Origin of the sequence: Halomonas pelophila (assembly GCF_040196315.1) — a bacterium.
In the GTDB taxonomy this organism is placed as follows: Bacteria; Pseudomonadota; Gammaproteobacteria; order Pseudomonadales; family Halomonadaceae; genus Halomonas; species Halomonas pelophila.
Map to the genome: position 1 here is coordinate 87187 of NZ_JBEGCI010000005.1, position 22731 is coordinate 109917.

20 protein-coding genes are annotated in these 22731 nt (G+C 69.9%); 14 read left to right on the forward strand and 6 right to left on the reverse strand.

Annotation, left to right across the window (positions count from 1 at the left end):
- Positions 1-7: 7 nt before the first annotated feature.
- Complete coding sequence (locus ABE957_RS06950) at positions 8-1003, reverse strand: LLM class flavin-dependent oxidoreductase (protein ID WP_349757943.1); 996 nt, start codon at positions 1001-1003, stop codon at positions 8-10.
- A gap of 132 nt (positions 1004-1135) precedes the next feature.
- On the opposite strand from ABE957_RS06950, the gene ABE957_RS06955 reads away from it, so the two are divergent.
- A complete protein-coding gene (locus ABE957_RS06955; protein ID WP_349757944.1) occupies positions 1136-1312 on the forward strand; it encodes a hypothetical protein in 177 nt (58 codons plus the stop codon).
- A gap of 43 nt (positions 1313-1355) precedes the next feature.
- Positions 1356-2063, forward strand: a complete 708-nt coding sequence (locus ABE957_RS06960; protein WP_349757945.1) for an extensin-like domain-containing protein — start codon at positions 1356-1358, stop codon at positions 2061-2063.
- A gap of 165 nt (positions 2064-2228) precedes the next feature.
- Here ABE957_RS06960 and aguA read toward each other — a convergent pair whose 3' ends face one another.
- The 3 genes from aguA to ABE957_RS06975 all read right to left on the reverse strand — a co-directional run bounded on the left by aguA (position 2229) and on the right by ABE957_RS06975 (position 6364).
- Positions 2229-3350 carry an agmatine deiminase gene (gene aguA, locus ABE957_RS06965; RefSeq protein WP_349757946.1) on the reverse strand — a complete coding sequence of 374 codons (1122 nt, stop codon included), beginning with the start codon at positions 3348-3350 and terminating at the stop codon, positions 2229-2231.
- Between the two features lie 8 nt (positions 3351-3358).
- Positions 3359-4825, reverse strand: coding sequence for a Na+/H+ antiporter NhaC family protein (locus ABE957_RS06970; protein WP_349757947.1), 1467 nt, complete (start codon positions 4823-4825; stop codon positions 3359-3361).
- 114 nt (positions 4826-4939) lie between these two features.
- Complete coding sequence (locus ABE957_RS06975; RefSeq protein ID WP_349757948.1) at positions 4940-6364, reverse strand: aminotransferase; 1425 nt, start codon at positions 6362-6364, stop codon at positions 4940-4942.
- 319 nt (positions 6365-6683) lie between these two features.
- Here ABE957_RS06975 and ABE957_RS06980 point away from each other — a divergent pair, with 319 nt between their 5' ends.
- Entirely contained in the window at positions 6684-7922 is a 1239-nt protein-coding gene (locus tag ABE957_RS06980) for a M20 family metallo-hydrolase (protein WP_349757949.1), read from the forward strand.
- Positions 7923-7937: 15 nt separating this feature from the next.
- Positions 7938-9455: an aldehyde dehydrogenase gene (locus ABE957_RS06985; protein ID WP_349757950.1), complete on the forward strand. Its 1518-nt coding sequence runs from the start codon at positions 7938-7940 to the stop codon at positions 9453-9455.
- A gap of 74 nt (positions 9456-9529) precedes the next feature.
- On the opposite strand, the gene msrA is transcribed toward ABE957_RS06985, so the two are convergent.
- Both msrA and ABE957_RS06995 read right to left on the reverse strand, forming a co-directional pair.
- Positions 9530-10255 carry a peptide-methionine (S)-S-oxide reductase MsrA gene (gene msrA / locus ABE957_RS06990; protein WP_349757951.1) on the reverse strand — a complete coding sequence of 242 codons (726 nt, stop codon included), beginning with the start codon at positions 10253-10255 and terminating at the stop codon, positions 9530-9532.
- 99 nt (positions 10256-10354) lie between these two features.
- Entirely contained in the window at positions 10355-11182 is an 828-nt protein-coding gene (locus ABE957_RS06995; protein ID WP_349757952.1) for a LuxR C-terminal-related transcriptional regulator, read from the reverse strand.
- Between the two features lie 239 nt (positions 11183-11421).
- Here ABE957_RS06995 and ABE957_RS07000 point away from each other — a divergent pair, with 239 nt between their 5' ends.
- From ABE957_RS07000 to ABE957_RS07045, 10 genes are all read left to right on the forward strand, one after another.
- Positions 11422-12366 carry a cobyrinic acid a,c-diamide synthase gene (locus ABE957_RS07000; RefSeq protein WP_349757953.1) on the forward strand — a complete coding sequence of 315 codons (945 nt, stop codon included), beginning with the start codon at positions 11422-11424 and terminating at the stop codon, positions 12364-12366.
- 81 nt (positions 12367-12447) lie between these two features.
- On the forward strand, positions 12448-13629 hold the full coding sequence (locus ABE957_RS07005) for a toxic anion resistance protein (protein WP_349757954.1): 1182 nt from the start codon (positions 12448-12450) through the stop codon (positions 13627-13629).
- A gap of 110 nt (positions 13630-13739) precedes the next feature.
- Positions 13740-15044, forward strand: a complete 1305-nt coding sequence (locus ABE957_RS07010; protein ID WP_349757955.1) for an ATP-grasp domain-containing protein — start codon at positions 13740-13742, stop codon at positions 15042-15044.
- A gap of 44 nt (positions 15045-15088) precedes the next feature.
- The gene (locus ABE957_RS07015) at positions 15089-17122 is read left to right on the forward strand and encodes a CocE/NonD family hydrolase (protein ID WP_349757956.1); all 2034 of its coding nucleotides are present in this window, start codon (positions 15089-15091) and stop codon (positions 17120-17122) included.
- A 50-nt stretch (positions 17123-17172) separates the two neighbouring features.
- Positions 17173-18528 (forward strand): MFS transporter, encoded by a 1356-nt coding sequence (locus ABE957_RS07020; protein WP_349757957.1) that lies wholly within the window; start codon positions 17173-17175, stop codon positions 18526-18528.
- A 46-nt stretch (positions 18529-18574) separates the two neighbouring features.
- Positions 18575-19237: a hypothetical protein gene (locus ABE957_RS07025; protein WP_349757958.1), complete on the forward strand. Its 663-nt coding sequence runs from the start codon at positions 18575-18577 to the stop codon at positions 19235-19237.
- A gap of 8 nt (positions 19238-19245) precedes the next feature.
- Positions 19246-20595: a phage exclusion protein Lit family protein gene (locus ABE957_RS07030; protein ID WP_349757959.1), complete on the forward strand. Its 1350-nt coding sequence runs from the start codon at positions 19246-19248 to the stop codon at positions 20593-20595.
- Positions 20596-20747: 152 nt separating this feature from the next.
- The gene (locus ABE957_RS07035) at positions 20748-21269 is read left to right on the forward strand and encodes a retropepsin-like aspartic protease family protein (protein ID WP_349757960.1); all 522 of its coding nucleotides are present in this window, start codon (positions 20748-20750) and stop codon (positions 21267-21269) included.
- A gap of 76 nt (positions 21270-21345) precedes the next feature.
- Positions 21346-21654 carry a monooxygenase gene (locus ABE957_RS07040; protein WP_349757961.1) on the forward strand — a complete coding sequence of 103 codons (309 nt, stop codon included), beginning with the start codon at positions 21346-21348 and terminating at the stop codon, positions 21652-21654.
- Positions 21655-21686: 32 nt separating this feature from the next.
- Positions 21687-22730 (forward strand): NAD(P)H-dependent flavin oxidoreductase, encoded by a 1044-nt coding sequence (locus ABE957_RS07045; protein ID WP_349757962.1) that lies wholly within the window; start codon positions 21687-21689, stop codon positions 22728-22730.
- Position 22731: the final 1 nt, after the last annotated feature.

Below are 22731 nucleotides of genomic sequence, written 5' to 3' on the forward strand. Positions count from 1 at the left end.
GTGCGGCTCATGCGCGCCACGCCTCGGCGACCAGCTCGTAGCTGCGCAGGCGATCCTCGGCGGCGTAGACGTCGGTATGGAGCATCAGCTCGTCGGCGCCGGTCAGCTCCAGAATGTGCTCCAGGCCCTCGCGGACCGTCTCGGGACCGCCGATCACCGCGGCCCCCAGGAACTGCTCCACCTGAGCCTGCTCCCTGGGCGACCAGTCCAGCGTCTCCGTCGGCGGCAGGGCCCGGCCGGGCGCGCCGCGAATCAACCCCAGGAACTTGCGGCGCGCCGTGCTGGCCAGATAGTCGGCCTGCAGGTCGCTGTCGGCGGCGATCACCGGCAGGCCGACCATGGCATGGGGCGCCTCCAGCACCGACGAGGGCCGGAAGTTGTCGCGATAGACCCGGAGCGCCTCGAGCAGCCGGGCCGGGGCGAACTGGGCGGCGAAGGCGAAGGGCAGCCCCTCGCGGGCCGCCAGCCGGGCGCTGAAGTCGCTGGAGCCGAGCAGCCAGCGCGGCACGTGAGTTCCCTGGCCGGGCACGGCGCGCACGCGCTGGCCCGGCCGCGCCTCGTCGAGGAAGCCCTCGAGCTCGGCCAGCCGCTGGGGGAAGTCGTCGACCCCCGCGTGGGGATCGCGACGCAGCGCGGCCATGGTGGGGCCGTCCGAGCCCGGCGCGCGGCCGAGCCCCAGGTCGATGCGGCCGGGATAGAGGGTCTCGAGGGTGCCGAACTGTTCGGCGATGACCAGCGGTGGATGGTTGGGCAGCATGATGCCGCCGCTGCCCACCCGGATGCGCTCGGTCGCGCCGGCGACATGGCCGATCAGTACCGCGGTGGCCGCGCTGGCGATGCCCTCGATGCCGTGGTGCTCGGCGAGCCAGTAGCGGGTGTAGCCGAGCGCCTCGGTGCACTGGGCCAGCGCCACGCTCTCGCGGAAGGTGTCGGCGATGGCGCCGCCCTCGCGGATCGGGGCCAGGTCGAGCACGGAGAGCGGAATCTCGTTGAGGCGGGGCATAGGGACTCCAGTCGTTAGCTTGCTCAACGTTATATGGGGGCGGTCGCCGCGCGTCACAATGGCAGCCGCCGCTGGCTTCGCTTCTTGGCTCCCCTTAAGCTCAGAGGACAGGATGCACAAGGAAGCTTGCTCATGTCGCCCAGGACCTCGGGCTCCCCGTCACGCCGGCGCGGAGCCACTCCGCATCGCCGGTCGCGCCGCATCGACTGGGCGGTCTTCGATCGCTGGCTGGATCGTCTGGTCATCCTGGCCGTGCTCACCGCCCTGGTGGTGGGGGGCTTGGCGCTGATCCTCAGCCTGATACTCTGAGCCTAGCCCCGGCCATGGCGGGGGCACGACGAGAGAGGGCGGCATGCGCGGACGGACCCTGATCCTGCTGCTGGGGATGGTCTTGGTGAGCGTCGGCATCGCCTTCGACAAGGGCGCGTTGACGCTTCCACCCGGCTGGAACCCTTTGGGGCCGCTGTCGGTGTCGGACCCGCCGACGCCGGTGACCCGCTGGAAGCTCGGCCGTCTCAAGGACGATCCCGAGGCGTGCCGGGAGGTGCTGGAGCGCAGCGCCGAACCGGCGCTGGCCTTCACGCCGCTGGCCGATCATGAGCCGGTGGCGGGCTGCCCGCTCGAGAACGTGGTGCGGCTCGAGCGTGCGGGCGTGACGTTCAGCTCGAGCTTCGTGGCCACCTGTCCCTGGACGGTGGCCTGGCTACGCTACGAGCGCCATCGCCTGCAGCCCGCCGCCCGCGCGCTGTTCAGCGAGCCCGTCGCATTGGTGGAACACTACGGCAGCTTCGCCTGCCGCAACGTCTACGGCCGCAAGGACGCCCGCCGCAGCCAGCATGCCACGGCGGAGGCGCTGGATGTGGCCGCCTATCGGCTCGCCAGCGGCCAGCGCATCTCGCTGTCTGGCGACTGGGGCGACGACGATGACGAGGGCGAATTTCTGAAACGGGCCCGGCAGGGAGCCTGTGATCTCTTCGGCACCGTGCTGGGCCCGGACTACAACGCCGCCCACGCCGATCACTTCCATCTCGGCATGCGCGGCCACCGGGTCTGCCGCTGAGCGCGTCCAGCGCGCGACGCTGATGTCGTCCTCGTCGCTCGCCGTCGACTTCCTCGCACTGGAGGGCGCTCTCGCCCTCGAGTGTCGGGGACCCTCACCCGTCCGGGGCGCCATGACTCGCGCTAGAGCCCCAAGCCGCGTCGCAAGCGAGGCGTGGGGCTCGGTTCAGGGACGGGGCTGCTGCTGGGTGATGCAGTGGATGTTGCCGCCCCCGAGCAGGATCTCCCGGGCCGGCACGCCGATCACGCGCCGCGTCGGGAAGAGGGCCTGCAGGGTCTGCCGGGCCGCATCGTCGCGGGCCGGGTCGAGCAGCGGCATCACCACCACGGCGTTGCCGATGTAGAAGTTGACGTAGGAGGCGGCCATGCGATCGCCCGGCCGGCGCGGGTGCGAATGGCGCAGGCGATCGATGCCGTTGGCCTCGTCCTCGGCGATATGGAGCGGCCCCGGCTGGAGCAGCTTGTGCACCTTGAGCCTCCGGCCCCGGGCGTCCACCGCCGCCTCCAGCACCGCCAGCGCCTCCCGGGAGATGGCGTGCTGGGGGTCCGTCGGGTCGTCGCACCAGCTCAGGGCCACCTCGCCGGGGGCCACGAAGCAGCAGAGGTTGTCGACGTGGCCGTCGGTCTCGTCCCGGTAGCAGCCCCGCGGCAGCCAGACGACGGTCGTGACCCCCAGGGTGTCGCGCAGGACCCGCTCCATGTCGGCCCGGGTCAGGTCGGGGTTGCGGTTGGGGTTGAGCAGGCACTCCTCGGTGGTGATCAGCGTGCCCTCGCCGTCCACGTGGATGGCGCCCCCTTCGAGCATGACCGGCACCGTGAAGCGCGTCACGCCGAGCATCTCGGCGATCTTGGCGCGGATCCGCCGATCCTTGTCCCAGGGAAAGTAGAGGCCGCCGTCGAGGCCCCCCCAGGCATTGAACTCCCAGTCCACCATGGCCAGGCGGCCGTCCGGGTGCGTCAGGAAGGTGGGCCCCACGTCGCGCATCCAGGCGTCGTTGCTGGAGAGCTCCACCACCCGCACCTGGTCGGGCAGCTGGACGCGGGCATTCTCGTACTGGTCGTCGTTGACGCCGACGAACACCGTCTCGCTCTCGGCGATGGCCGTCGCCACCTCGACGAAGGCCTGCTGGGCGGGCTTGGCGCCGTAGCGCCAGGTGTCGGGGCGCTGCGGCCAGAGCATCCAGCAGGCGTCGTGGGGGGCGAACTCGGCCGGCATGGCGAAGCCCTGGGCGGCCGGGGTCCCGGGGGAGGCGCCCGTCGGGGCGCCGGGGTGATGGTGGGTCGTCATGGCAGTTCTCACAGGTGGCCGACGGTCAGGAATACAACAGTGGCGATGGCCGCGGCAATCAGCACGTAGGGCAGCTGGGTCAGGGCATGGGCCATGGGCGTGCAGCCACTGCCCTGGGCCGACAGCACCGTGGAGTCGCCGTAGAAGCAGGCGTGACTGCCGAAGGCGCTGGCGGAGATCAGCGCTCCTATCACCAGCGGCATGTTGGCGTCGATGCTCACGGCGAGCGGCAGCACGATGGGCATGGCCACGGCGAACAGCCCCCAGAACGAGGCGGTGGCGAAGGCCAGGAAGGCCATGGTCACGAAGACCACCGCCGGCAGCATCCCCGCGGTCATCAGCGGCTGCACCGTGGCGATGACGAAGTCGGTCAGCCCCAGCAGGTCGTTGACCTCCTTGAGGGTGAAGCCGGCCACCAGGGTGCCGAGGGGCATGATCATGGCCTTGAAGCCGTCCAGGGCCGTGTCGAAGGTGTCGTGGAAGCTCAGCAGCCGCTGGGCGCCGATCAGCACCAGGGTCACGGCCAGCGCCACGATCACGCCGCGCAGGATGTCGATCTCGAAGTACCAGGTGAAGAAGATCAGGGTGGCGATGGGCAGCAGGAAGTTCAGCAGGTGGGGGCGCGGCTGCTCCTCGTCCACCTCCAGGGCGCCGTCGTCGACCCCCGCGGGCATACTCTGGCCGCCCGCGGCCCGGGCCTCGGCGGTGCGCATCGGGCCGATGTCGGGCATCCAGCCCAGCGCCACCAGCGGCACGATGGCCGCCGCCACCCAGGCATAGAACATGTAGGGGATGGCCTCGATGTAGAGGCTCATGCCGTTGCCGGTGACGTCGTTCTCCTCCAGCAGGCCGCCGAAGAACACTGCCCAGGTGGAGAAGGGCACCAGGATGCACACCGGTGCCGCGGTGGAGTCGACGATGTAGGCGAGCTTCTCCCGGGAGATGTTGAAGCGGTCGGTGATCTTCTTCATCGAGGCGCTGATGGTCAGGGCATTCAGGTAGTCGTCGACGAAGATGATCAGGCCCAGCAGCCAGGTGGTCAGCAGGCTCTGCTGCTTGGTGTGGATGCGTTTGGTCATGGTGTCGCCGAAGCTGAGCACCCCGCCGGTCTTGACCAGGAGGGCGATCAGGCTACCGAACAGGCCGCAGACCAGGATGATCCAGGTGACGGTGTCGTTGCCGAGCACGCCCAGCAAGATGTCCGAGCCCTGGGTGACAACCGAGGTCGGGTCGATCATCAGCAGGCCGACCAGGGTGCCGGCCAGCAGCGATTCGATGGTGCGTCGGGTGAGGATGGCCATGCCCAGTACCACGGCGGTGGGTAGCAGGCTGTAGAGGCCATAGTCGTCGCCGTCGATGAGTGCGCCGTTGCTGAGGCTGGCAATCAGCACGACAACGAGAACGATCAGGCCACCCTTGGTGGCGCTGCCGACGCCTATGGGGTGGGCCTTCGAGCCCGAAGGAGAGTGTGACATGGTCATTAACCTTTGTTGTTGAATTGTTCTGGTTGATCATTGCGCCGTGGCTCGACCCGCCGGGAAATGCCGAGTGATACAGGCGGCGGTTGCCGGCGGGTTGGCGTTAACCGCTTACAGGTAACCGTCCTTGCGTAGCGATGCCGTGGTGGCGGTGAAGGCCTCATCGAGGATGGCGACCACCCGGTCGACGGTCTCGCGGGTCCAGATCAGCGGTGGCGAGACGATGTTCAGGTGCCCCACCGGACGGATGATCAGGCCGCGCCGCTGGGCCTCGGCGGCGACCCGGTCGCCGACCCGCGCCTCCACCGGCAGCAGTTCCTTGGTCGCCTTGTCGGCCACGTTCTCCAGACACATCATGAAGTGGCTGCCGCGCACGTCACCGACGGTTTCATGGCGGGACAGGGTCTTGAGCTGTTGCTCCAGATAGGGCCCCACCTCGCGGACGTTCTCGCAGATGCGCTCGCGCTCGAGGATCTCGATGTTCTTGAGCGCCGCCGCACAGCTCACCGGATGGCCGGAGTAGGTGAAGCCGGTGCTCAGCACCCCGCCCTTGCGCTGGGGAGTGCCCAGTACCTCATAGAGCTCATCGGAGATCAGGGTCGCGCCCAGCGGCACATAGCCCGAGGAGAGCCCCTTGGCGCAGTTGATGATGTCCGGTTGGGTCTCGAACACCGCCTCGGAGGCGAAGAAATGCCCCAGGCGGCCGAAGCCGGTGACCACCTCATCGGCGATGAAGAGGATCTCGTGGGCGCGGCACACCGCCTGCATGCGCTTGTGGTAACCCGCCGGCGCGACCAACACGCCGCCGGCGCCCATGATCGGCTCGGCGATGAAGGCGGCGATGTTATCGGCGCCGATCTCGGCGATGGTGTCCTCGAGTTCGGCCACCAGGTGATCGCAGTACTCGGCCTCGCTCATGCCCTCGGGGCGCCGGTAGCAGTTGGCCTCGTCGAGGTGGGTGACCAGGTGGTCGAGGGTGTCGAAGTCCCAGTTGTTGCTCGCGATGCCGGTCAGGCTGGCGGCCAGGTAGGTGGTGCCATGGTAGGCATTGTTGCGCGAGAGGATGCGCTTCTTGTTCGGCTTGCCCAGGCGGTTGAAGTAGTAGTGCACCAGGCGAACGGTGGCGTCGTTGGCCGTTGAACCGCCACAGCTGTAGAAGACGTGATTGAGGTGCGCGGGCGCCAGTTCGGCGAGCTTGGCGGCGAGCTCCGCGGCCGGCGCGTTGGAGAGGTTGTTGAAGGTCGAGAAGTAGGCCATACGGGTGGCCTGGTCGGCCATCGCCTGGCCGATCTCGGCGCGCCCGTGGCCGACGTTGACGCACCACAGGCCGGCGATGCCGTCGATGAAGCGGTTGCCCTTGGCGTCCTGGACGTAGATGCCGTCGCTGTCGGTGATCAGGTCGCAGCCCTGCTCGTGGAAGACGCTGAAGTCGGTGAAGGGGTGGATGAAGTGATCCCTGTCCTTCTGCCACAGCGCCTGGGCATCGAGGACGGGCGGCGTGGCGGTGGGGCGGGCGGTGGTTGTCGTTGTGGTCATGGCATTCCCTCCTGTCGAGTGGAGGTCAGCCTAGCCAGGCCTGCTAGGCCGGCGACATATCCTGATTGGGGTATATCGGGGGCTCGCGCCGCCCTCGTAAGGTGATCTCACGGCAGATAACGCCCGAATGACCGAGGCCCGTGGCGGGCAACGCATCGAGGGGCGCCGGGGACAGGTTGTAGAGGAGGTCTTTTGCCATGGATGGCAAAAGTAGCGCCCAGGGAGGGGTTCACAGCGCCTCCTCGTAGACCTGTCGACGGCACAGCCCCGATCGACGACGTCATCGGCCCCGACCGAACAACGATCAATGAGGCGCACCATGACGACTCCCATCGACGGCCAGCGGCTGTGGAACACCCTGATGGCCATGGCCGAGATCGGCCCCACCGCCAACGGCGGCAGCTGCCGCCTGGCCCTGACCCCCGAGGACGCCGCCGGCCGGCGACTGCTGCTCGACTGGTGCGAGACGCTCGGCTGCACCTGGCGCGTCGACCAAGTCGGCAACCTGTTCATTCGCCGTGCCGGCAAGCGCGACGACCTCGAGCCCGTGGCCACCGGCAGCCACCTGGATACCCAGCCCAGGGGCGGGCGCTTCGACGGCATCCTCGGCGTGCTGGCTGGGCTCGAGGTGTTCCGCACCCTGCACGAGGCGGGCATCGTCACCGAGCGTCCCCTGGAGCTGGTGGTCTGGACCAACGAGGAGGGCAGCCGCTTCGCCCCGGCGATGGTCGCCTCGGGCACCTATGCCGGCGCCTTCACCGTCGACGAGACCCTGGGCCGCCGGGACGCCGACGGGGTGACCCTCGGCGAGGCCCTTACGGCCTGCGGCTTCGCCGGCGACCTGCCGGTGGGCGAGCCGCGGCTCGACGGCTACCTGGAGTTGCATATCGAGCAGGGGCCGGTCCTCGAGGGCGCCCGAGAGGCCATCGGCGTGGTCACCGGCGTCCAGGGCATGCGCTGGTTCGACGTCACCTTCACCGGCCGCTCGGCCCATGCCGGCCCCACCCCGATGCGGCTGCGCCACGACGCCCTGGCCGCGGCGGCGCGCCTGATCGACCGCCTGCAGGCCCTTGCCCTGGCCGACGAGAGCGGCGATACCAAGGTGACCTGCGGCTGCCTGGAGATCGCGGCGGCCTCGCGCAACGTCATTCCCGGCGAGGTGCGCCTCACCGTCGACCTGCGCCACGTGGCGGAGGCCGAGCTCGACGCCCTCCAGGCGCGCTTCGAGCGCGAGCTCGCCGCCGCCGGCGAGGCCTTCGGCGTGGCCGTGTCATCGGAGCGGCTCTGGGCCTCGCCGGTGGTGGCCTTCGACGCCGAGTGCATCGCGGCGGTGGAGAGCGCGACCCGGGCCCAGGGCGTGCCCCATCGGCGCATGATGAGCGGCGCCGGCCACGACGCCGTCTACGTCGCCCGCGTCGCCCCCACCGCGATGATCTTCGTCCCCTGCCGCGACGGCATCAGCCACAACGAGGCCGAGTACGCCACGCCGGAGCACTGCGCCCTGGGCGCCCAGGTGCTCTGCGACGCCCTGCTCGCCCGCGCGAACCGTCCGGCCTGACCCCAGGAGCCCCCGATGACCGAACACCACCGACTCCCCCGCACCCGCGACGACTGGCAGGCGCTGGCCGCCGAGCTGACCGTCGAGCGCGGCCTCGAGACCCGCGCCTATATCGACGACGCCTTCGTCGAGGCCCAGCGCGGCGCGACCCTGGCCACCGTCAACCCGGCCACCGGCGAGATACTGGCCGAGGTGGCGAGCTGCGACGCCGCCGATGCCGAGGTCGCCGTGGCGGCCGCCCGGGCCGCCGTCGACGGCGGCGCCTGGTCGCGCCTCGCCCCGGGCAGGCGCAAGGCCGTGTTGCTCAAGCTGGCCGACCTGATGGCGGCCCACAAGCACGAGCTGGCGCTGCTCGACACCCTCGACATGGGCAAGCCGATCTCGAGCGCGCTGGGTGACCTAGCCGGCGCCATCGGCTGCCTGCGCTACCAGGCCGAGTGCATCGACAAGCTCTACGGCGAGGTCGCGCCCACCGGCGAGGAGGCCCTGGCGCTGGTGCTGCGCGAGCCGCTCGGCGTGGTGGCCTGCATCGTGCCCTGGAACTTCCCGCTGATGATGACCGCCTGGAAGATCGCCCCGGCGCTGGCCGCCGGCAACAGCGTCATCCTGAAGCCCTCGGAGAAGTCGCCGCTCTCGGCGCTGCGCCTGGCGAGCCTGGCCAGGGAGGCCGGGCTGCCCCGCGGTGTCTTCCAGGTGCTGCCGGGCTTCGGCCACACCGTGGGCAAGGCGCTGGCGCTCTCCATGGAGGTCGACTGCCTGGCCTTCACCGGCTCCACCGGGGTCGGCAAGCAGCTGATGCAGTACGCCGGCCAGTCCAACCTCAAGAAGGTCTACCTGGAGTGCGGCGGCAAGAGCCCGAATATCGTCTTCGCCGACTGCAAGGATCTGGATCGGGTGGCCAAGCACGCCGCCGCGGCGATCTTCCACAACCAGGGCGAGGTGTGCATCGCCGGCTCCCGGCTGCTGGTCGAGAACTCGATCCGCGAGGCCTTCGTCGACAAGGTGCTGGCCGCCGCCGAGGCCATGCAGCCCGGCGACCCGCTGGATCCGGCGAGCTTCATGGGCGCCATGGTCGACCGGGCCCAGTACGAGCGGGTGCTCGACTTCATCCGCTGCGGCGTCGAGGAGGGCGCGACCCTGCGCGCCGGCGGCGAGGCGCTGGAGGGCCCGGGGCTCTTCATCCCGCCGACGGTGTTCGACGGCGTCACCGAGCGCATGGCCATCGGCCGTGAGGAGATCTTCGGCCCGGTGCTCGCGGTGTTCGGCTTCGACAGCGAGGAGGAGGCGGTGCGGCTCGCCAACGACAGCGACTATGGCCTCGCGGCCGGGCTGTGGAGCCAGGACATCGATCGCATCATGCGCGTCACCCGGCGGCTGCGCTCGGGCCAGGTGTTCGTCAACAACTGGGCGGGCGGCGATCAGACCATGCCCTTCGGCGGGGTCAAGCAGTCCGGCAACGGCCGCGACAAGTCCCACCACTCGCTGGAGGAGTATTCCGATCTGAAGAGCGTGTGGATGTCGCTCTCGCCCTGACGATGTTCATGCACTGATGGGAAATCCCCATCCCTTGGCCGGCCGCGGCGACGCGGCCGGCCCTTTCTGTGTCCTCAGCGCGCCGTGTCGAGCACCGGGGTATCCCGATAGTCCCCGGGGAACCGGCGTTTGAGGTTCGCTACCTTGGGCAGGTCGTTGAACACGATGTAGGGCTGGTTCGGGTGGTGGTAGGCGTAGTCCTGGTGGTAGTCCTCGGCAGGGTAGAAGGCGTTCAGCGGGTCGAGACGGGTGACAATCGGCCGGTCGAAGACGCCGGCGGCATCGAGCTGGTCGATGTAGGCCTCGGCGACGCGCTGCTGCGTCTCGTCGGCATAGAAGATGGACGAACGATATTGCCTGCCCCGGTCCGGTCCTTGGCGGTTGAGCTGGGTCGGATCGTGGGCCACCGAGAAGAACACCTGCAGCAGCCGGGCATAGGAGACCTGCCGGGGATCGTAGGTGATGCGCACCGCTTCGGCGTGCTCGGTCCGGCCGGCACTGACGAGGCGGTAGTCGGCGGTCGCGGCCTCGCCGCCGCTGTAGCCGGAGACCACCTCGGTCACGCCGTCGAGGTGCTGGTACACGGCCTCGATGCCCCAGAAGCAGCCGCCGGCGAGCACCGCGCTCTGCAGCGCGTCGCTTGTGGGGCCTGTGGGGATAGGGCCGGTGGTGGAGGGCGGTGGCAGGGTGACGGCGCTGCTGGCGGCGTGAGCGAACGGTGCCCAGGCAAAGGCGGCGCTAAGCGCCAGCGCGGCGCCCAGCCCGACGAGGGGGCGGCGAGGCAGGGATAATGCGGGCATGGCGAGACTCCTCAGCAGTGAACCATGCCCTCAGGCTAGGTTCTCGGCCCGGCGGGAATCATCACGATTCGGTCACGGCGCTGCGGGCCGGTTGACGGCCTACTGGCCTGCCTGACGGCGGGAGACCAGGGCCACGTGGTCGAGGAATAGCCGGAACAGCTGCGACTGGCTCGAGACGTCCAGGCGCTGGTAGATGTGCTTGCGGTGGACCTTGACGGTGCCGTCGCTGATGTCGAGCTCCCGGGCTGCCGACTTGGTGGAGTGGCCCGCCAGCAGCAGCCTGACGATATCGCGCTCCCGGGCGGTGAGGGCCTCCTGGCCGAAGCTGTCGAAGGCGGCCTCTACCGGCTCGCGCTCGGCCAGGCGCTCCTGGAAGCGCTGGCCCTGCCACTTCCAGTACTCCCCGAGCAGCACCTCCAGGACCGGGGCGACATGGCGCAGCGCCTGCAGGCTGCGTCGCGTCAGCCGCGGCGCATCCTCGCGAAAGCCCAGCGACACCACCATCACCACGTCGGCATCGACCCGGGCAAACAGGCCGACCTCGTCGGTCAGGCCCAGGGCGCGATAGTAGTGGTGGTAGTAGTCGCTTGCCTCGAAGCGGTCCGGGGCCAGCTCGCGCAGGCGATGGACGCCGCTCGTCAGGCCGTCGTGAACGGCCTTGAAGAAGGGGTCGAGCAGGTAGGCCTCGCTCAGGTAGCGCTCGATGCCCTGCTCGCGACGCCCCGGCGGGTAGTTGTCGTGGATCAGCAGCGGCCGATGCTGCGCCTGGTAGGTATTGACCAGGATGGTGTCGAAGCCGACCAGTTCGTGCAGGGTCTTCTCCAGCATGGCGGGAAAGCCGACACCGCCGGCCGCGAGGATCAGCTGGGCAAGACGCTGGTGCCAGGCCTGGCTGTCGGCCGTGGCGAGGGTGTCGGTGGCGATCACGGTGGGGCGTTCCTGACGGCGTGTTAGGGTCCTCGGCCGGACGAGCATAGCATGGCGAGGGGCGCGCCTTGACGCCGTCGCAGCCAACGCACGGGGCTCATGCCCCACCCTTGCGCGAGGCGCGGGCCACCGGCGGGGGTAGCGGGATGGACGTGCTGGCCTCATCATGACCCCAGTCACTATCGTCACCATATCGCCACTATCATCGTGATCGAACGCAGGGAGGTCACGTCGACGCCATGTTGGGATTTCTCCAGGGCTTTTCTTACGGCCTGTTCTTGACCTGCCTGCCCTGGCTGCTGGTGGGCCTGATCAATCCGCGCCTGGCCGTGCCGATCGAGCCGCCGGGCCGGCTGCAGGTCATCCTGCGCTACTGCCTGATGGTGCCCTTCATCAGCATGCTGCTGTGGCTGACCTCGCTGTGGGGCGGCTTCGGCCCGACGCTGGCCGGCTGGCTGGCGGGGCTGGTGGCGATCCCCGTGGCCCTGCCGCTGGAGCGTCGTGTTCGCCGTTGGCTCGAGCGGCGGCGGGTGCGACGCTTCCGCGAGCGGCTGGCCGCCGAGGCGACTCGGCGGCGGGCCGAGGAGGAGCGCGATGCCCATGAGGCGGGACTGATGGTGCTCGACCCCGCCCATCCGCCGGCCGAGGCCGACGACCTGGTGCGGGCGCTATGTAGCGCCAAGCAGGCGCTGCTCGACGTGCATCGCCCCGACCTCGCCATCCAGGCCGACCGTCTCTACAGCCGCTATCGCCACCTGCTGGGCGTGCTCGAGGGGCGCTTCGATCGTGGCGAGCTGGCCTTCGCCCGCGCCCGGGAACTGGTCTCCCAGGTCGGCCTCGGGGCGGTGGATACGCTGCACTCCATGGCCTCCCAGGCCAGCGGGGTGGTCAACGTCGATGGCGACTTCGTGCGCCGGCGCCTGAGCCGCGAGGATCGCCGGCTCGGCACCCAGGAGCGCGAGGCCCTGCGCCGGCGCCTGGAGCTGCTCGAGGAGACCGAGCGTCGGCTGGGCGAACTGGCCGCCCGCAACGAGGCGGCGCTGACCGTGCTCGACGATACCGCCGTCTCCCTGGCGCGCATCGAGACCAGCCGTCCCCAGGCCTCGGTCACCGCCGAGAGGGCGCTGTCGGAGCTGAGCCGCTTCGTCTCCCGCGCCGACCGCTACGGGCGCAGCGGCTCGTGACGGCCTCCGGGCCCCATGCCCGCGCCGACGCCTGATCCCATCCCTGATCCCACCCTTGACCGATCCTTTCGAGAGGTGCCCATGACCGAGCAACCCCAAGACGGCGCCCGCCTGGCGCTCCCCCCGGTGGAGGAGATCGCCCGCGACCTGGAGGGCGGGGAAGCCTCCGGCCGCGCCGATGGCGACGCGAGCCTGGCGTCCCAGGCCGATGCCTTCGTCGATGAGCTGCTGGCCGGCGGCGACGCCGAGGCCCAGGCGCGCCAGCGCCGCGCCATCGACGAGCTGGGCCTGGAGCTGCAGCAGCAGGCCGCCCACCAGAGCGCCATGCTGCAGACCCCGCTGCGCCAGCTGGCCCACCACGGCGACGAGGGCGGGCCGGTGGCCAAGGCGCTGGTCGACCTGCGCGGGCGCATGCAGTCGCTGGACCCCGGTCGGCACAATCTCGCCTCGGGCCCGCTGGATCGGGTGCTGGCGCTGATCCCGGGGGCCGGCAGCCGCCTGCAGCGCTATTTCCGCAAGTTCGAGACGGCCCAGCAGGCGCTGGACGCGATCATCGCCGACCTCGAAGGCGGGCGCGACATGCTGCGTCGCGACAACCTGACCCTCGACGACGATCAGCAGGCCCTGCGCGAGACCCTCGCCAAGCTCACACGCCAGATCGCCCTGGGGCGGCGCATTGACGACCGCCTGCAGCTCGCCATCTCGCGTCGCGACGCAGAGGACCCGCAGCGGCGTTTCCTCGAGGAGGAGCTGCTCTTCCCGCTGCGCCAGCGCATCGTCGACCTGCAGCAGCAGCTGGCGGTCAGCCAGCAGGGCGTGCTGGCCCTCGAGGTGATCATCCGCAACAACCGCGAGCTGATGCGCGGCGTCGACCGCGCCATCAACGTCACCGTCTCGGCGCTGACCGTGGCGGTGACCGTGGCCCTGGCGCTGGCCAACCAGCGGCTGGTGCTCGACCGCGTCGAGTCGCTCAACGCCACCACCTCCGAGATGATCGGCGGCACCGCCCGGGCGCTTCGCCAGCAGGGCGTGGACATCCAGCAGCGCGCCTCGTCGGCGATGCTCGACATGCAGGCCCTGGAGGAGGCCTTCGGCGAGGTGCTCGGGGCCATCGACGACCTCTCGCGCTATCGCCGCGAGGCCCTGCCGCGCCTGGACGACCAGATCGATCGGCTGGCGACCCTGGCCGGCCAGGGCGGGGAGGCCATCGATCGCCTGGCCCGCGGCCGCGACGCCGATGCTGGCGGGGCGCCTCCGTCCTGAGCACGCCCTCGCTCACGCCGTCGGCCTCGCTTTCGCCCCTGCATCGCCCGCGCACTGGACTATGCTGCTCGGAGTGGCCCGGTCGGCTGCGCAATGGGGAGTAATGTGGCATGGCGGAAGCAAAGAATATCTTCGTGGTGGGGCTCAACGACTTCAATCGCCAGCGGCTCGAGACGCTGCGCGGCGCCGAGCACTGGCACTTCCACGGCATCATCGCGCCCGAGGCGGTCTACGACACCGAAGAGTTCGACATCGCCGCCATGCTGGCCGAAGCGACGGCCGAACTCGAGGCCTTCGAGGGCTCCATCGACGCCATCGTCGGTTACATGGACTTCCCCGTCTCGACCATGCTGCCGATCCTCTGCGAGCGCTTCGGCACCACTGCCACGTCGCTGTCGAGCCTGCTCAAGTGCGAGCACAAGTACTGGAGTCGCCGGGTGCAGAAGGAGGTCATTCCCGACTTCATTCCGGGCTTCACGGCCTTCGACCCCTTCGACGACGAGGCCCTGACCCACATCGGCGAGGCGGGGCTCTACTTCCCCTTCTTCGTCAAGCCGATCAAGTCCTCGGGTTCCCGGTTGGGCTTTCGCATCGACACCCCCGAGGACTTCTACCATGCCATCGAGCAGCTGCGCGACGCGATCGGCCTGATTGCCGACCCCTTCAACACGGTGCTGGAGCAGGCACGGCTGCCCGACGAGATCGCCGCCGTGGACGGCCACTTCTGCATGGCCGAGGAGATCATCGGCGGCTGGCAGTGCACGGTGGAGGGCTACGTCTTCGCGGGGGAGGTGGTCAGCTACGGGATCGTCGATTCGCTGCGCTATCCCCAGGTGCTGAGCTTCTTCCACTACCGCTATCCCTCGGGGCTGCCCGAGCCCATCCAGGCCAAGATGCGCGAGCTGACCGATACGGTGATGACCCATATCGGCTACGACAATGCCGCCTTCAACGTCGAGTACTTCTGGGACGAGGTGCAGGACCGCATCTGGCTGCTCGAGATCAACACGCGCATCTCCCAGTCCCACTGCGATCTCTTCGAGAAGGTCGACGGCATCAGCAACCAGCAGGTCACCATCGACCTGGGGCTGGGCAGCCGACCCGACATGCCGCATCGGCAGGGCGACTTTCCCATGGCGGCCAAGTTCTTCACCCGCGTGTTCTTCATCGATGCTCTGGTGACCCGGGTGCCGACGCCTGCGGAGGTCGCCGAGCTCGAGGCCGACTTCCCGGGAGCGATGATCGATATCCAGGTGGAGGAAGGGCAGTGGCTCTCCTCGCTGCCCGAACAGGACAGCTACAGCTTCGCCCTGGCCCATGTCTGGATGGGGGCCGAGTCCGCAGAGCAACTGCTGGCCAACTACGACCAGCTGGCGGCGCGTCTGGCCTTCGAGTTCGACCAGATCCAGGGCTGAGCCCCGGCCCGAGAAAGCCCTCAAGGGACAAGGAGAGCAGGACCATGCGCATCGTCAACGACTTCCCGCGCCGGGTGATGGAGGAGGAGACCTGGATCCCGCTGCCTGACGGCGGCCGCCTGGCGGCGCGCATCTGGCGGCCGGTGGATGCCGAGATCCACCCCGTGCCGGCGATACTGGAGTACCTGCCCTACCGCAAGCGCGACCTCACCGCCGAGCGCGACGTGCAGAGCCATCCCTACTGGGCGGGCCACGGCTATGCCGGGGTGCGGGTCGATATCCGCGGCACCGGCGAGTCCGACGGCGTGCTCACCGACGAGTACCTGCCGAGCGAGCTGGACGATGGCCTGGTGATCCTCGAGTGGCTCCAGGCCCAGCCCTGGTGCACCGGCGACGTCGGCATGATCGGCATCTCCTGGGGCGGCTTCAACGGCCTGCAGATCGCCGCCCTGCGTCCGCCCCAGCTCAAGGCGGTGATCACGATCTGCTTCACCGACGACCGCTACGCCGACGACATCCACCACATGGGCGGCTGCCTGTTGGGCGACAACCTCTCCTGGGCCTCGACGATGTTCGACGGCAACGCCTGCCCGCCCGATCCCGAACTCGTCGGCGAGCGCTGGCGCGAGATGTGGCTCGAGCGCCTGGACGGCAGCGGCCTGTGGCTCGCCCAGTGGCTCGAGCACCAGCGGCGCGACGACTACTGGAAACACGGCTCGGTGTGCGAGGACTACACGGCGATCCAGTGCCCGGTCTATGCCATCAGTGGCTGGGCCGACGGCTACTGCAACGCCGTCTTCCGCCTGCTGGCGGGGCTCGACGTGCCGCGCAAGGGGCTGGTCGGCCCCTGGGCCCACAAGTACCCGCACCTCGGCGTGCCGGGACCGGCCATCGGCTTCCTGCAGGAGTCGCTGCGCTGGTGGGACCAGTGGCTCAAGGGGACCGATACCGGGATCATGGAGGAGCCCATGCTGCGCGTGTGGATGCAGGAGTCGATGCCGCCCTCGGCGCGCTACGACGAGCGCCCCGGGCGCTGGATCGCCGAGCCCGCCTGGCCGTCGCCGAACATCGTCGCCCAGGCCTTCCGGCTCACCCCGGGCCACGATCTGCTGCCCGAGGACGAGCCGCGAGAGGACTCGCCACAGGCGACCCTGGACGTCCGCTCACCGCTCTCGGTGGGCCTCTATGCGGGCAAGTGGTGCTCCTACAATGCGCCCCCGGACCTGCCCCACGACCAGCGCGAGGAGGATGGCGGCTGCCTGATCTTCCAGACGCCGCGCCTCGAGGCGGCGCTGGAGATCTGCGGCTCGCCGCAGGTCGAGCTCGAGCTCGCCGCCGACCAGCCGGTGGCCATGGTGGCGCTGCGTCTCTCCGATATCGGCGAGGATGACAAGGCCACCCGAGTCTCCTACGGCCTGCTCAACCTCACCCACCGCGACAGCAACGAGCATCCCGAGCCGCTGGAGCCGGGTCAGCGCTATCGGGTGTGCATCCCGCTCAAGCACATCGCCCAGCAGTTCCCGGCGGGCCACGCCATTCGACTGTCGCTTTCTACCAGCTACTGGCCGCTGGCCTGGCCGTCGCCCGAGCCGGTGCGGATCACCCTCTGGCCCGGCGCCAGTCGGCTGGTGCTGCCGCGCCGCGACCCGCGCCCCACGGAGGAGGCGGCGCTGCCCGCCTTCGCCGAGCCCGAGGGCGCGCCGGCGCTGGCCAAGACGCTGATCCAGCCCAGCCAGGAGAGCTGGCGGGTGATCCGCGACCTGGCACAGGACCGCACCACCCTGGAGGTGGTCCACGATGAGGGGCGCTACCGGATCGACGACATCGACCTGGAGATCGCCGCCCGGGTCACCGAGCGCTACGCCTACGCCTTCGGCAGCTACGACAGCGCCAGCGGCTGGACCGAGTGGCAGCGCAGCTTCCGGCGCGGAGCCTGGGAGGTCAGTACCCTGACCCGCACCCTGTTGACCTCTGATGCCGACAACTTTCGCATCCGCGCGACCCTCGACGCCTGGGAGGGCGAGACCCGCATCTTCGCCAAGACCTGGGACGAGACGATCCCCCGGGACCTCGTCTAGGGCGGGGGAGGCTGCTATCGTGACGGCCTGATTCATACCGGGACGCGCCGATGAGCCTCACCCCCGCCGCCGTGGCCGCGACGCCGCGCGCCACGCGCAAGGAAATCCTCGGCTGGGCGATGTTCGACTTCGCCGGCCAGGCCTATACCCTGCTGATCATCACCGTAGTGTTCGGCGAGCTCTTCACCACGGTGATCGTCGGCGACCGCGGCGACGGCTATCGCCTGGCCAACTTCCTGTGGAGCCTGGCGCTGGCCACGAGCTTCCTGCTGGTGGTGCTCACCGGCCCGCTGTGCGGGGCGGTGATGGACTATCAGGCGTCGAAGAAGCGCTTCCTGTTCGTCAGCTACCTGGCCACCGTGGCCGCCTCGGCGATGCTCTACTTCGTGGTGCCGGGGGCGGTGCTGCTGGGCGTGGTGCTGATCGTGATCGCCAACTACGCCTTCTCCATGGGCGAGTCGTTCATCGCCGCCTTCCTGCCCGACCTCGGTCCGCCGGAGGACCTGGGCAAGATCTCCGGCTTCGGCTGGGCGCTGGGCTACGTCGGGGGGCTGCTCGCCGCGGGCTTCTCGCTGGCCATGCTGGGCGAGGCCACGGCGGAGAACTTCGAGCGCGTCCGCTGGGTGGGGCCCTTCGCCGCGGGCTTCTTCCTGGTCGCCGCGGTGCCGACCTTCCTGTGGGTGCGGGAGCGCGGCACCCCCCAGCCGCCGGGCAAGACCTACCGCGAGATCGCCGTGGCGCGGGTCGCGACCACGCTGCACGAGCTGAAGCGCTTCCGCGACCTGGGCATCTTCCTGGTCTCGCTGCTCTTCTCCATGGCCGGCGTCTACATCGTCATCGCCTTCGCCTTCATCTACGGCGCCCAGGTGATCGGCTGGGACGAGGCGATCCGCAACCTGATGTTCATCATCGTGCAGATCACCGCCGCGGTAGGGGCGCTCGGCTTTGGGTTCATCCAGGACCGCATCGGCACCCGCATCACCTACCTCTTCACCCTGGCGCTCTGGGTGGCGGCGATACTGGCCATCTGGGCGACGCCGGAGGTCACCGCCTTCCTGAACGGCCACTTCGGCCTCGCCTGGGAGGCGCAGCACCTCTTTTTGGTGGTGGGCTGCCTGGCGGGCCTCTCCCTGGGCTCCAGCCAGTCGGCCAGCCGCGCCCTGGTGGGGCTCTTCTCGCCGCAGCGCAAGGCCGCCGAGTTCTTCGGCTTCTGGGGCCTGGCCAACAAGCTCGCCGGGGTGATCGGCATCATCGGCCTCGGCCTCTTGCAGTCGCTGGTGGGGCTCAAGGCCTCGATCCTGCTCTGCGCGGCGCTGTTCATCGTCGCCATCCTGGTCTGCCTGTTCGTCGACCAGGCCCGCGGCCAGCAGGCGGCTCGCGACTGGGAGGCCCGCAACGGCCGGTAAAGCCACTAGACTGAGGGTATTCCCGCGGCTTCCGGAGGTTGCCGTCATGGATCCCATCACGCTGCGCGCCGTCGAGCGCATCCTGGTCGTGCTGTTCGCCGGCATGGCGATCTATCTGGGCTACCGGCTGTTCCTGGCGGTGCCCACCCACCGCGACAGCGACGGCAAGCTGACCCTGCCCGGCGGGGCCCAGGTGGTGCTCAACCGGGCCGCCCCCGGGCTCTTCTTCGCCCTCTTCGGCAGCGTCGCCCTGGCCCTCTCGTTGCATAGCGCCATCCAGGCCACCTCGACACCGGTCGAGGCACCCCAGACAACCACGCAGCCATGGCCGGTGGCTCAGTCCTCCCCGTCGCCCCCCGGGGTGATCGGCTACAGCGGGGCCGTTCCTCAGGCCGACGTCGACCCGACGCTAGTCCTCGCCCGGCTGCGTCGGCTCTTCTACACCCTCAACGCGCTGGCTGAATCCTCGGCCAGCGAGGGCAGCCAGGCCGTGGCAGAACGCGGTGACCTGCGCCAGGTGAAACTGCTGCTGCTGCGTCCGGCCTGGCAGGAGGCCTGGGGCGACTATGCCACCTTCACCGACTGGGCCAACCGTACCGACGCCCGTGGTGAGCCGCCGGACCCGCGACTGACCGAGCCGGCGCTGCTCTATCACCAGGGCCAGGCCCCCGAGGGAGCCGCCGCTCCTGAACTCGGGTCGCAAGGGTAGCGGCCATCATGAGCGAGCTACGGCGTCTCATTGCACTGTGGCTGTGCCTGCTGGCCATGCCGGTGTGGGGGACGGTGACCCTCTACGACGAGGCGACCCTGGCGTACTGGTCGCGGATCACGCCGCAGGATATCCGCCGCGTGCATGCCGAGGACCTGCTGCCGGCCCTGGAGGTCGAGGAGCGAGCGCGACTGGCGGGGGTCGAGCTGGTGTTTCCGCTGCGCTGCCCGATGCCCGCCGCCGAGCCCTTCTGCTACTACCAGCAGACACTCGCCGATGGTAGGCGCCAGGTGGTGATGTCGGTGGCCTCGCTGCGGCTGTTCGGTGATCTTGCCCTGGCCACGGCCTGGCTCCAGCTCGAGGGACTGTCCATCGAGACGCCCTCTCGCTATGTCGCCATGCTGCGCCATCGCCCGGCCGCGTCCTTCCCCGGTGGACGCTACCCGCTGCCCCTGGCGGCGCTGGGAGTGCCGGAGGATGTGCGCGACCGCGAGGAGGTCATGGCGCTGTACGGCAAGATCTTCACCTCCTCCATGGTCTTCGTGCTGCTCCACGAACTGGGTCATGCCCTGTATCGCCATCCGGGCTATGGGCCCGACGTGTCCCGCCAGGCGGCTCGCGGCAACGAGGGTGAGGCCGATGCCTTCGCCCTGGACGTCATGGCCCGGCTGGCCTATCCGCCGCTTGGCATGAGCCTGTACTTCACCCTGCTGGCCCACTGGGAGCCCAATCGCTGGCACTTTGCCGACGAGGCGGCCTACCGGGCGCACCTGGCCGAGGCCACCCACCCGCTGACCTCGGATCGGTTGCGTGGGCTGGCCTCGGCCCTGGTCGGACGCAGCGACGCCTTCGCCCGGGCCGAGCCCGATGCGCTCCTGGCGCGGGAGGGCATCGTCGAGGTGGCGGGGGAGATCGAGAGGCTGGCCGAGTTCATGGAGGATGAGGAGATCCAGGAGGGCATCGCGCGCCTGGGGCACGCTGCGGATCCGGCCATCCTGCGGCCGCGTCGCAGCGGTGAGCTGGTCATCGACCGGGCGTCGCCGACCGGGACGACCTCCTTTGCCGGCACCTTCGAGGGGCGGCTTGGCGACCATAGCGGCGAACTGCCGGTGAGGGTGGTGCTCGAGCGCCAGGGGGATCGCGTATGGGGTGTGTTCACCTATGGCCTCGGGTTGGGGCAACTTCAGGGCGAGGTGCAGCAGGGTCGCCTGCACTATGTCTGGACGCTGGGACTGGATCGGGGCCTTGGCGTGATGGAGGCCGATGACGAAGGGAGACGCCTGCATGGCCGCTGGGGACGCAAGGGCTCCGATGATGATGGCGGCTACTGGGCCCTGCAACGGATGGATACGCCCTGAATATCGGCGTATCCACCCTGGCGGGGATCACCCCCTTTCGTGAAGGGCATCCCGATCACCGCAGGGCGAGGCAGGCGGCGTTTTCTGGTGGGCAGCATCGGGCGCCCGGTGTCATCATGCCGAGGGGAGACTCGCACCAGAGAGGAGCGCGCATGAGCGATGAGCGAGCTACACGCCGGGCCGGGCTCGGCATGATGCTGCTGTTCTGGGTGCTCTTCCTGGCGGGGGGCGCCTGGTGGTTCCAGGGCTATCTCGACGCCCAGCGTAACCCCAACGCCCACCTCGCCGAGGTCTCGGTGGGCGAGGGCGAGCCGGTGGTGCTGGAGCGCAATCGTGCCGGTCACTTCGTGGCCACCGGGCGGATCAACGGCGAGCCGGTGGAGTTCCTGCTCGATACCGGCGCCACTTACGTGGCGGTGCCGGAGGCGCTGGCCGAGCGGCTGGGGCTCGAGCGCACCGGCAGCGCCTGGTTCAACACTGCCAACGGGCGCGTGCGCGGCGGCCTGACGTCCCTCGAGACGGTGAGCCTGGGTGGCCATGTGGCCCACGACGTGCGCGGCTCGATCAGCTCCGGGCTCGGCGGCGAGGCGGCGCTACTCGGCATGAGCTTCCTCGAGCGCTTCGACATCGAGATCCGCGGCGAGCAGATGGTGCTGCGCTCGGCCTCGCGCTGAGAATGGGCGCGGAGGCTGGCAGGCGGCCGTCGAGACGCTATGCTGGGAGCCCATTTCCGAGCCTGGAGTCCGTGTCATGGCCGTGATCCTGCAGATCCACTTCCCCTTCCCGGGCCCCTTCGGCGAAGCGATGGTCGAGGCCCTGACGCCGCTGGCCCAGGGCATCAACGACGAGCCCGGCCTGCGCTGGAAGGTCTGGACCGAGTCGCCGGAGCGCCACCTGGCCGGCGGCGTCTACCTGTTCGACGATGCCGAGAGCGCCGAGGCCTACCTCGACAAGCACAGTGCGCGGCTCGCCGACATGGGCGTCGAAGGCATCCAGGCGCAGATCCTCGCGGTCAACGAGGGCCTGACCGCGATCAATCACGGCCCGCTCGGCGGCTGAGCCATCGATCACGCCCAGATCAGGAGAACAACATGACATGGACGACTACCCTCGGCCTGCGCTGGCCGATCCTCCAGGCCCCGATGGCGGGCGCCCAGGACAGCGCCCTGGCCATCGCGGTCTCCCGGGCCGGCGGCCTCGGGGCGCTGCCCGGCGCGATGCTCTCCCCCGAGGGCCTGGCGGCGGAACTCGAGGCCATCCGGGCGGCGGGGGCGGGGCCGATCAACGTCAACGCCTTCTGCCATAGCGAGCCTGCGCCCGACCCCGAGCGCCAGGCGCGCTGGCAGGCGGCGCTGGCGCCCTGGTACGCCGAGTTCGGCCTCGACCTCGAGACGGTGCCGGAGGGCGCCGGGCGGCGCCCCTTCGATCATGCGGCCTGCGATGCCATCAAGCCCTATCGCCCGGAGGTGGTCAGCTTCCACTTCGGACTGCCGGCGCCCGACCTGCTGGCGCGGATCAAGGCCTGGGGGGCGACGGTGCTCTCGTCCGCCACCACGGTGGCGGAGGCGCGCTGGCTCGAGGCCCACGGCGCGGATGCGGTGATCGCCCAGGGGCTCGAGGCCGGCGGCCACCGCGGCCACTTCCTGAGCGACGACCTGACACGCCAGATGGGCACCCTGGCGCTGCTGCCCCAGATCCGGCAGGCGGTGAACCTGCCGGTGATCGCCGCCGGCGGCATCGCCGATGCCCGCGGCGTGGCGGCGGCGCTGGCCCTGGGGGCCGACGCGGTCCAGGTCGGCACCGCCTTCCTCTGCTGCCCGGAATCCCGCGCCTCGACCCTCCATCGCGAGGCGCTGATGAGCGAGGGGGCGCGCCACACGGCGCTGACCAACCTCTACAGCGGCCGGCCGGCCCGGGGCATCGTCACCCGGCTGGTGCGCGAGCTGGGGCCGATCAGCGAGGCGGTGCCGGCCTTTCCGCTGGCCGGCGCGGCCATCGCCCCGCTGCGCGCCGCCGCCGAAGCGCGGGGGCTGGGTGACGCCTCGCCGCTGTGGGCCGGGCAGAACGCCAGCCGCTGCCGCGCGGTGCCGGCGGCCGAGGTGGTGCGTGAGCTGGCCCGGGGCGTGGAGCGCTGAC

Coding starts and splice junctions, on each gene's coding strand:
- ABE957_RS07045 (WP_349757962.1), top strand. CDS start 21,687: ATGACATGGACGACTACCCTCGGCCTGCGCTGGCCGATCCTCCAGGCC.
- msrA (WP_349757951.1), bottom strand. CDS start 10,255: ATGCCCGCATTATCCCTGCCTCGCCGCCCCCTCGTCGGGCTGGGCGCC.
- ABE957_RS06960 (WP_349757945.1), top strand. CDS start 1,356: ATGCGCGGACGGACCCTGATCCTGCTGCTGGGGATGGTCTTGGTGAGC.
- ABE957_RS06955 (WP_349757944.1), top strand. CDS start 1,136: ATGTCGCCCAGGACCTCGGGCTCCCCGTCACGCCGGCGCGGAGCCACT.
- ABE957_RS07040 (WP_349757961.1), top strand. CDS start 21,346: ATGGCCGTGATCCTGCAGATCCACTTCCCCTTCCCGGGCCCCTTCGGC.
- ABE957_RS06980 (WP_349757949.1), top strand. CDS start 6,684: ATGACGACTCCCATCGACGGCCAGCGGCTGTGGAACACCCTGATGGCC.
- ABE957_RS07020 (WP_349757957.1), top strand. CDS start 17,173: ATGAGCCTCACCCCCGCCGCCGTGGCCGCGACGCCGCGCGCCACGCGC.
- ABE957_RS06970 (WP_349757947.1), bottom strand. CDS start 4,825: ATGTCACACTCTCCTTCGGGCTCGAAGGCCCACCCCATAGGCGTCGGC.
- ABE957_RS07025 (WP_349757958.1), top strand. CDS start 18,575: ATGGATCCCATCACGCTGCGCGCCGTCGAGCGCATCCTGGTCGTGCTG.
- ABE957_RS07010 (WP_349757955.1), top strand. CDS start 13,740: ATGGCGGAAGCAAAGAATATCTTCGTGGTGGGGCTCAACGACTTCAAT.
- ABE957_RS06985 (WP_349757950.1), top strand. CDS start 7,938: ATGACCGAACACCACCGACTCCCCCGCACCCGCGACGACTGGCAGGCG.
- ABE957_RS07000 (WP_349757953.1), top strand. CDS start 11,422: ATGTTGGGATTTCTCCAGGGCTTTTCTTACGGCCTGTTCTTGACCTGC.
- ABE957_RS06950 (WP_349757943.1), bottom strand. CDS start 1,003: ATGCCCCGCCTCAACGAGATTCCGCTCTCCGTGCTCGACCTGGCCCCG.
- ABE957_RS07005 (WP_349757954.1), top strand. CDS start 12,448: ATGACCGAGCAACCCCAAGACGGCGCCCGCCTGGCGCTCCCCCCGGTG.
- aguA (WP_349757946.1), bottom strand. CDS start 3,350: ATGACGACCCACCATCACCCCGGCGCCCCGACGGGCGCCTCCCCCGGG.
- ABE957_RS07035 (WP_349757960.1), top strand. CDS start 20,748: ATGAGCGATGAGCGAGCTACACGCCGGGCCGGGCTCGGCATGATGCTG.
- ABE957_RS07030 (WP_349757959.1), top strand. CDS start 19,246: ATGAGCGAGCTACGGCGTCTCATTGCACTGTGGCTGTGCCTGCTGGCC.
- ABE957_RS06975 (WP_349757948.1), bottom strand. CDS start 6,364: ATGACCACAACGACAACCACCGCCCGCCCCACCGCCACGCCGCCCGTC.
- ABE957_RS07015 (WP_349757956.1), top strand. CDS start 15,089: ATGCGCATCGTCAACGACTTCCCGCGCCGGGTGATGGAGGAGGAGACC.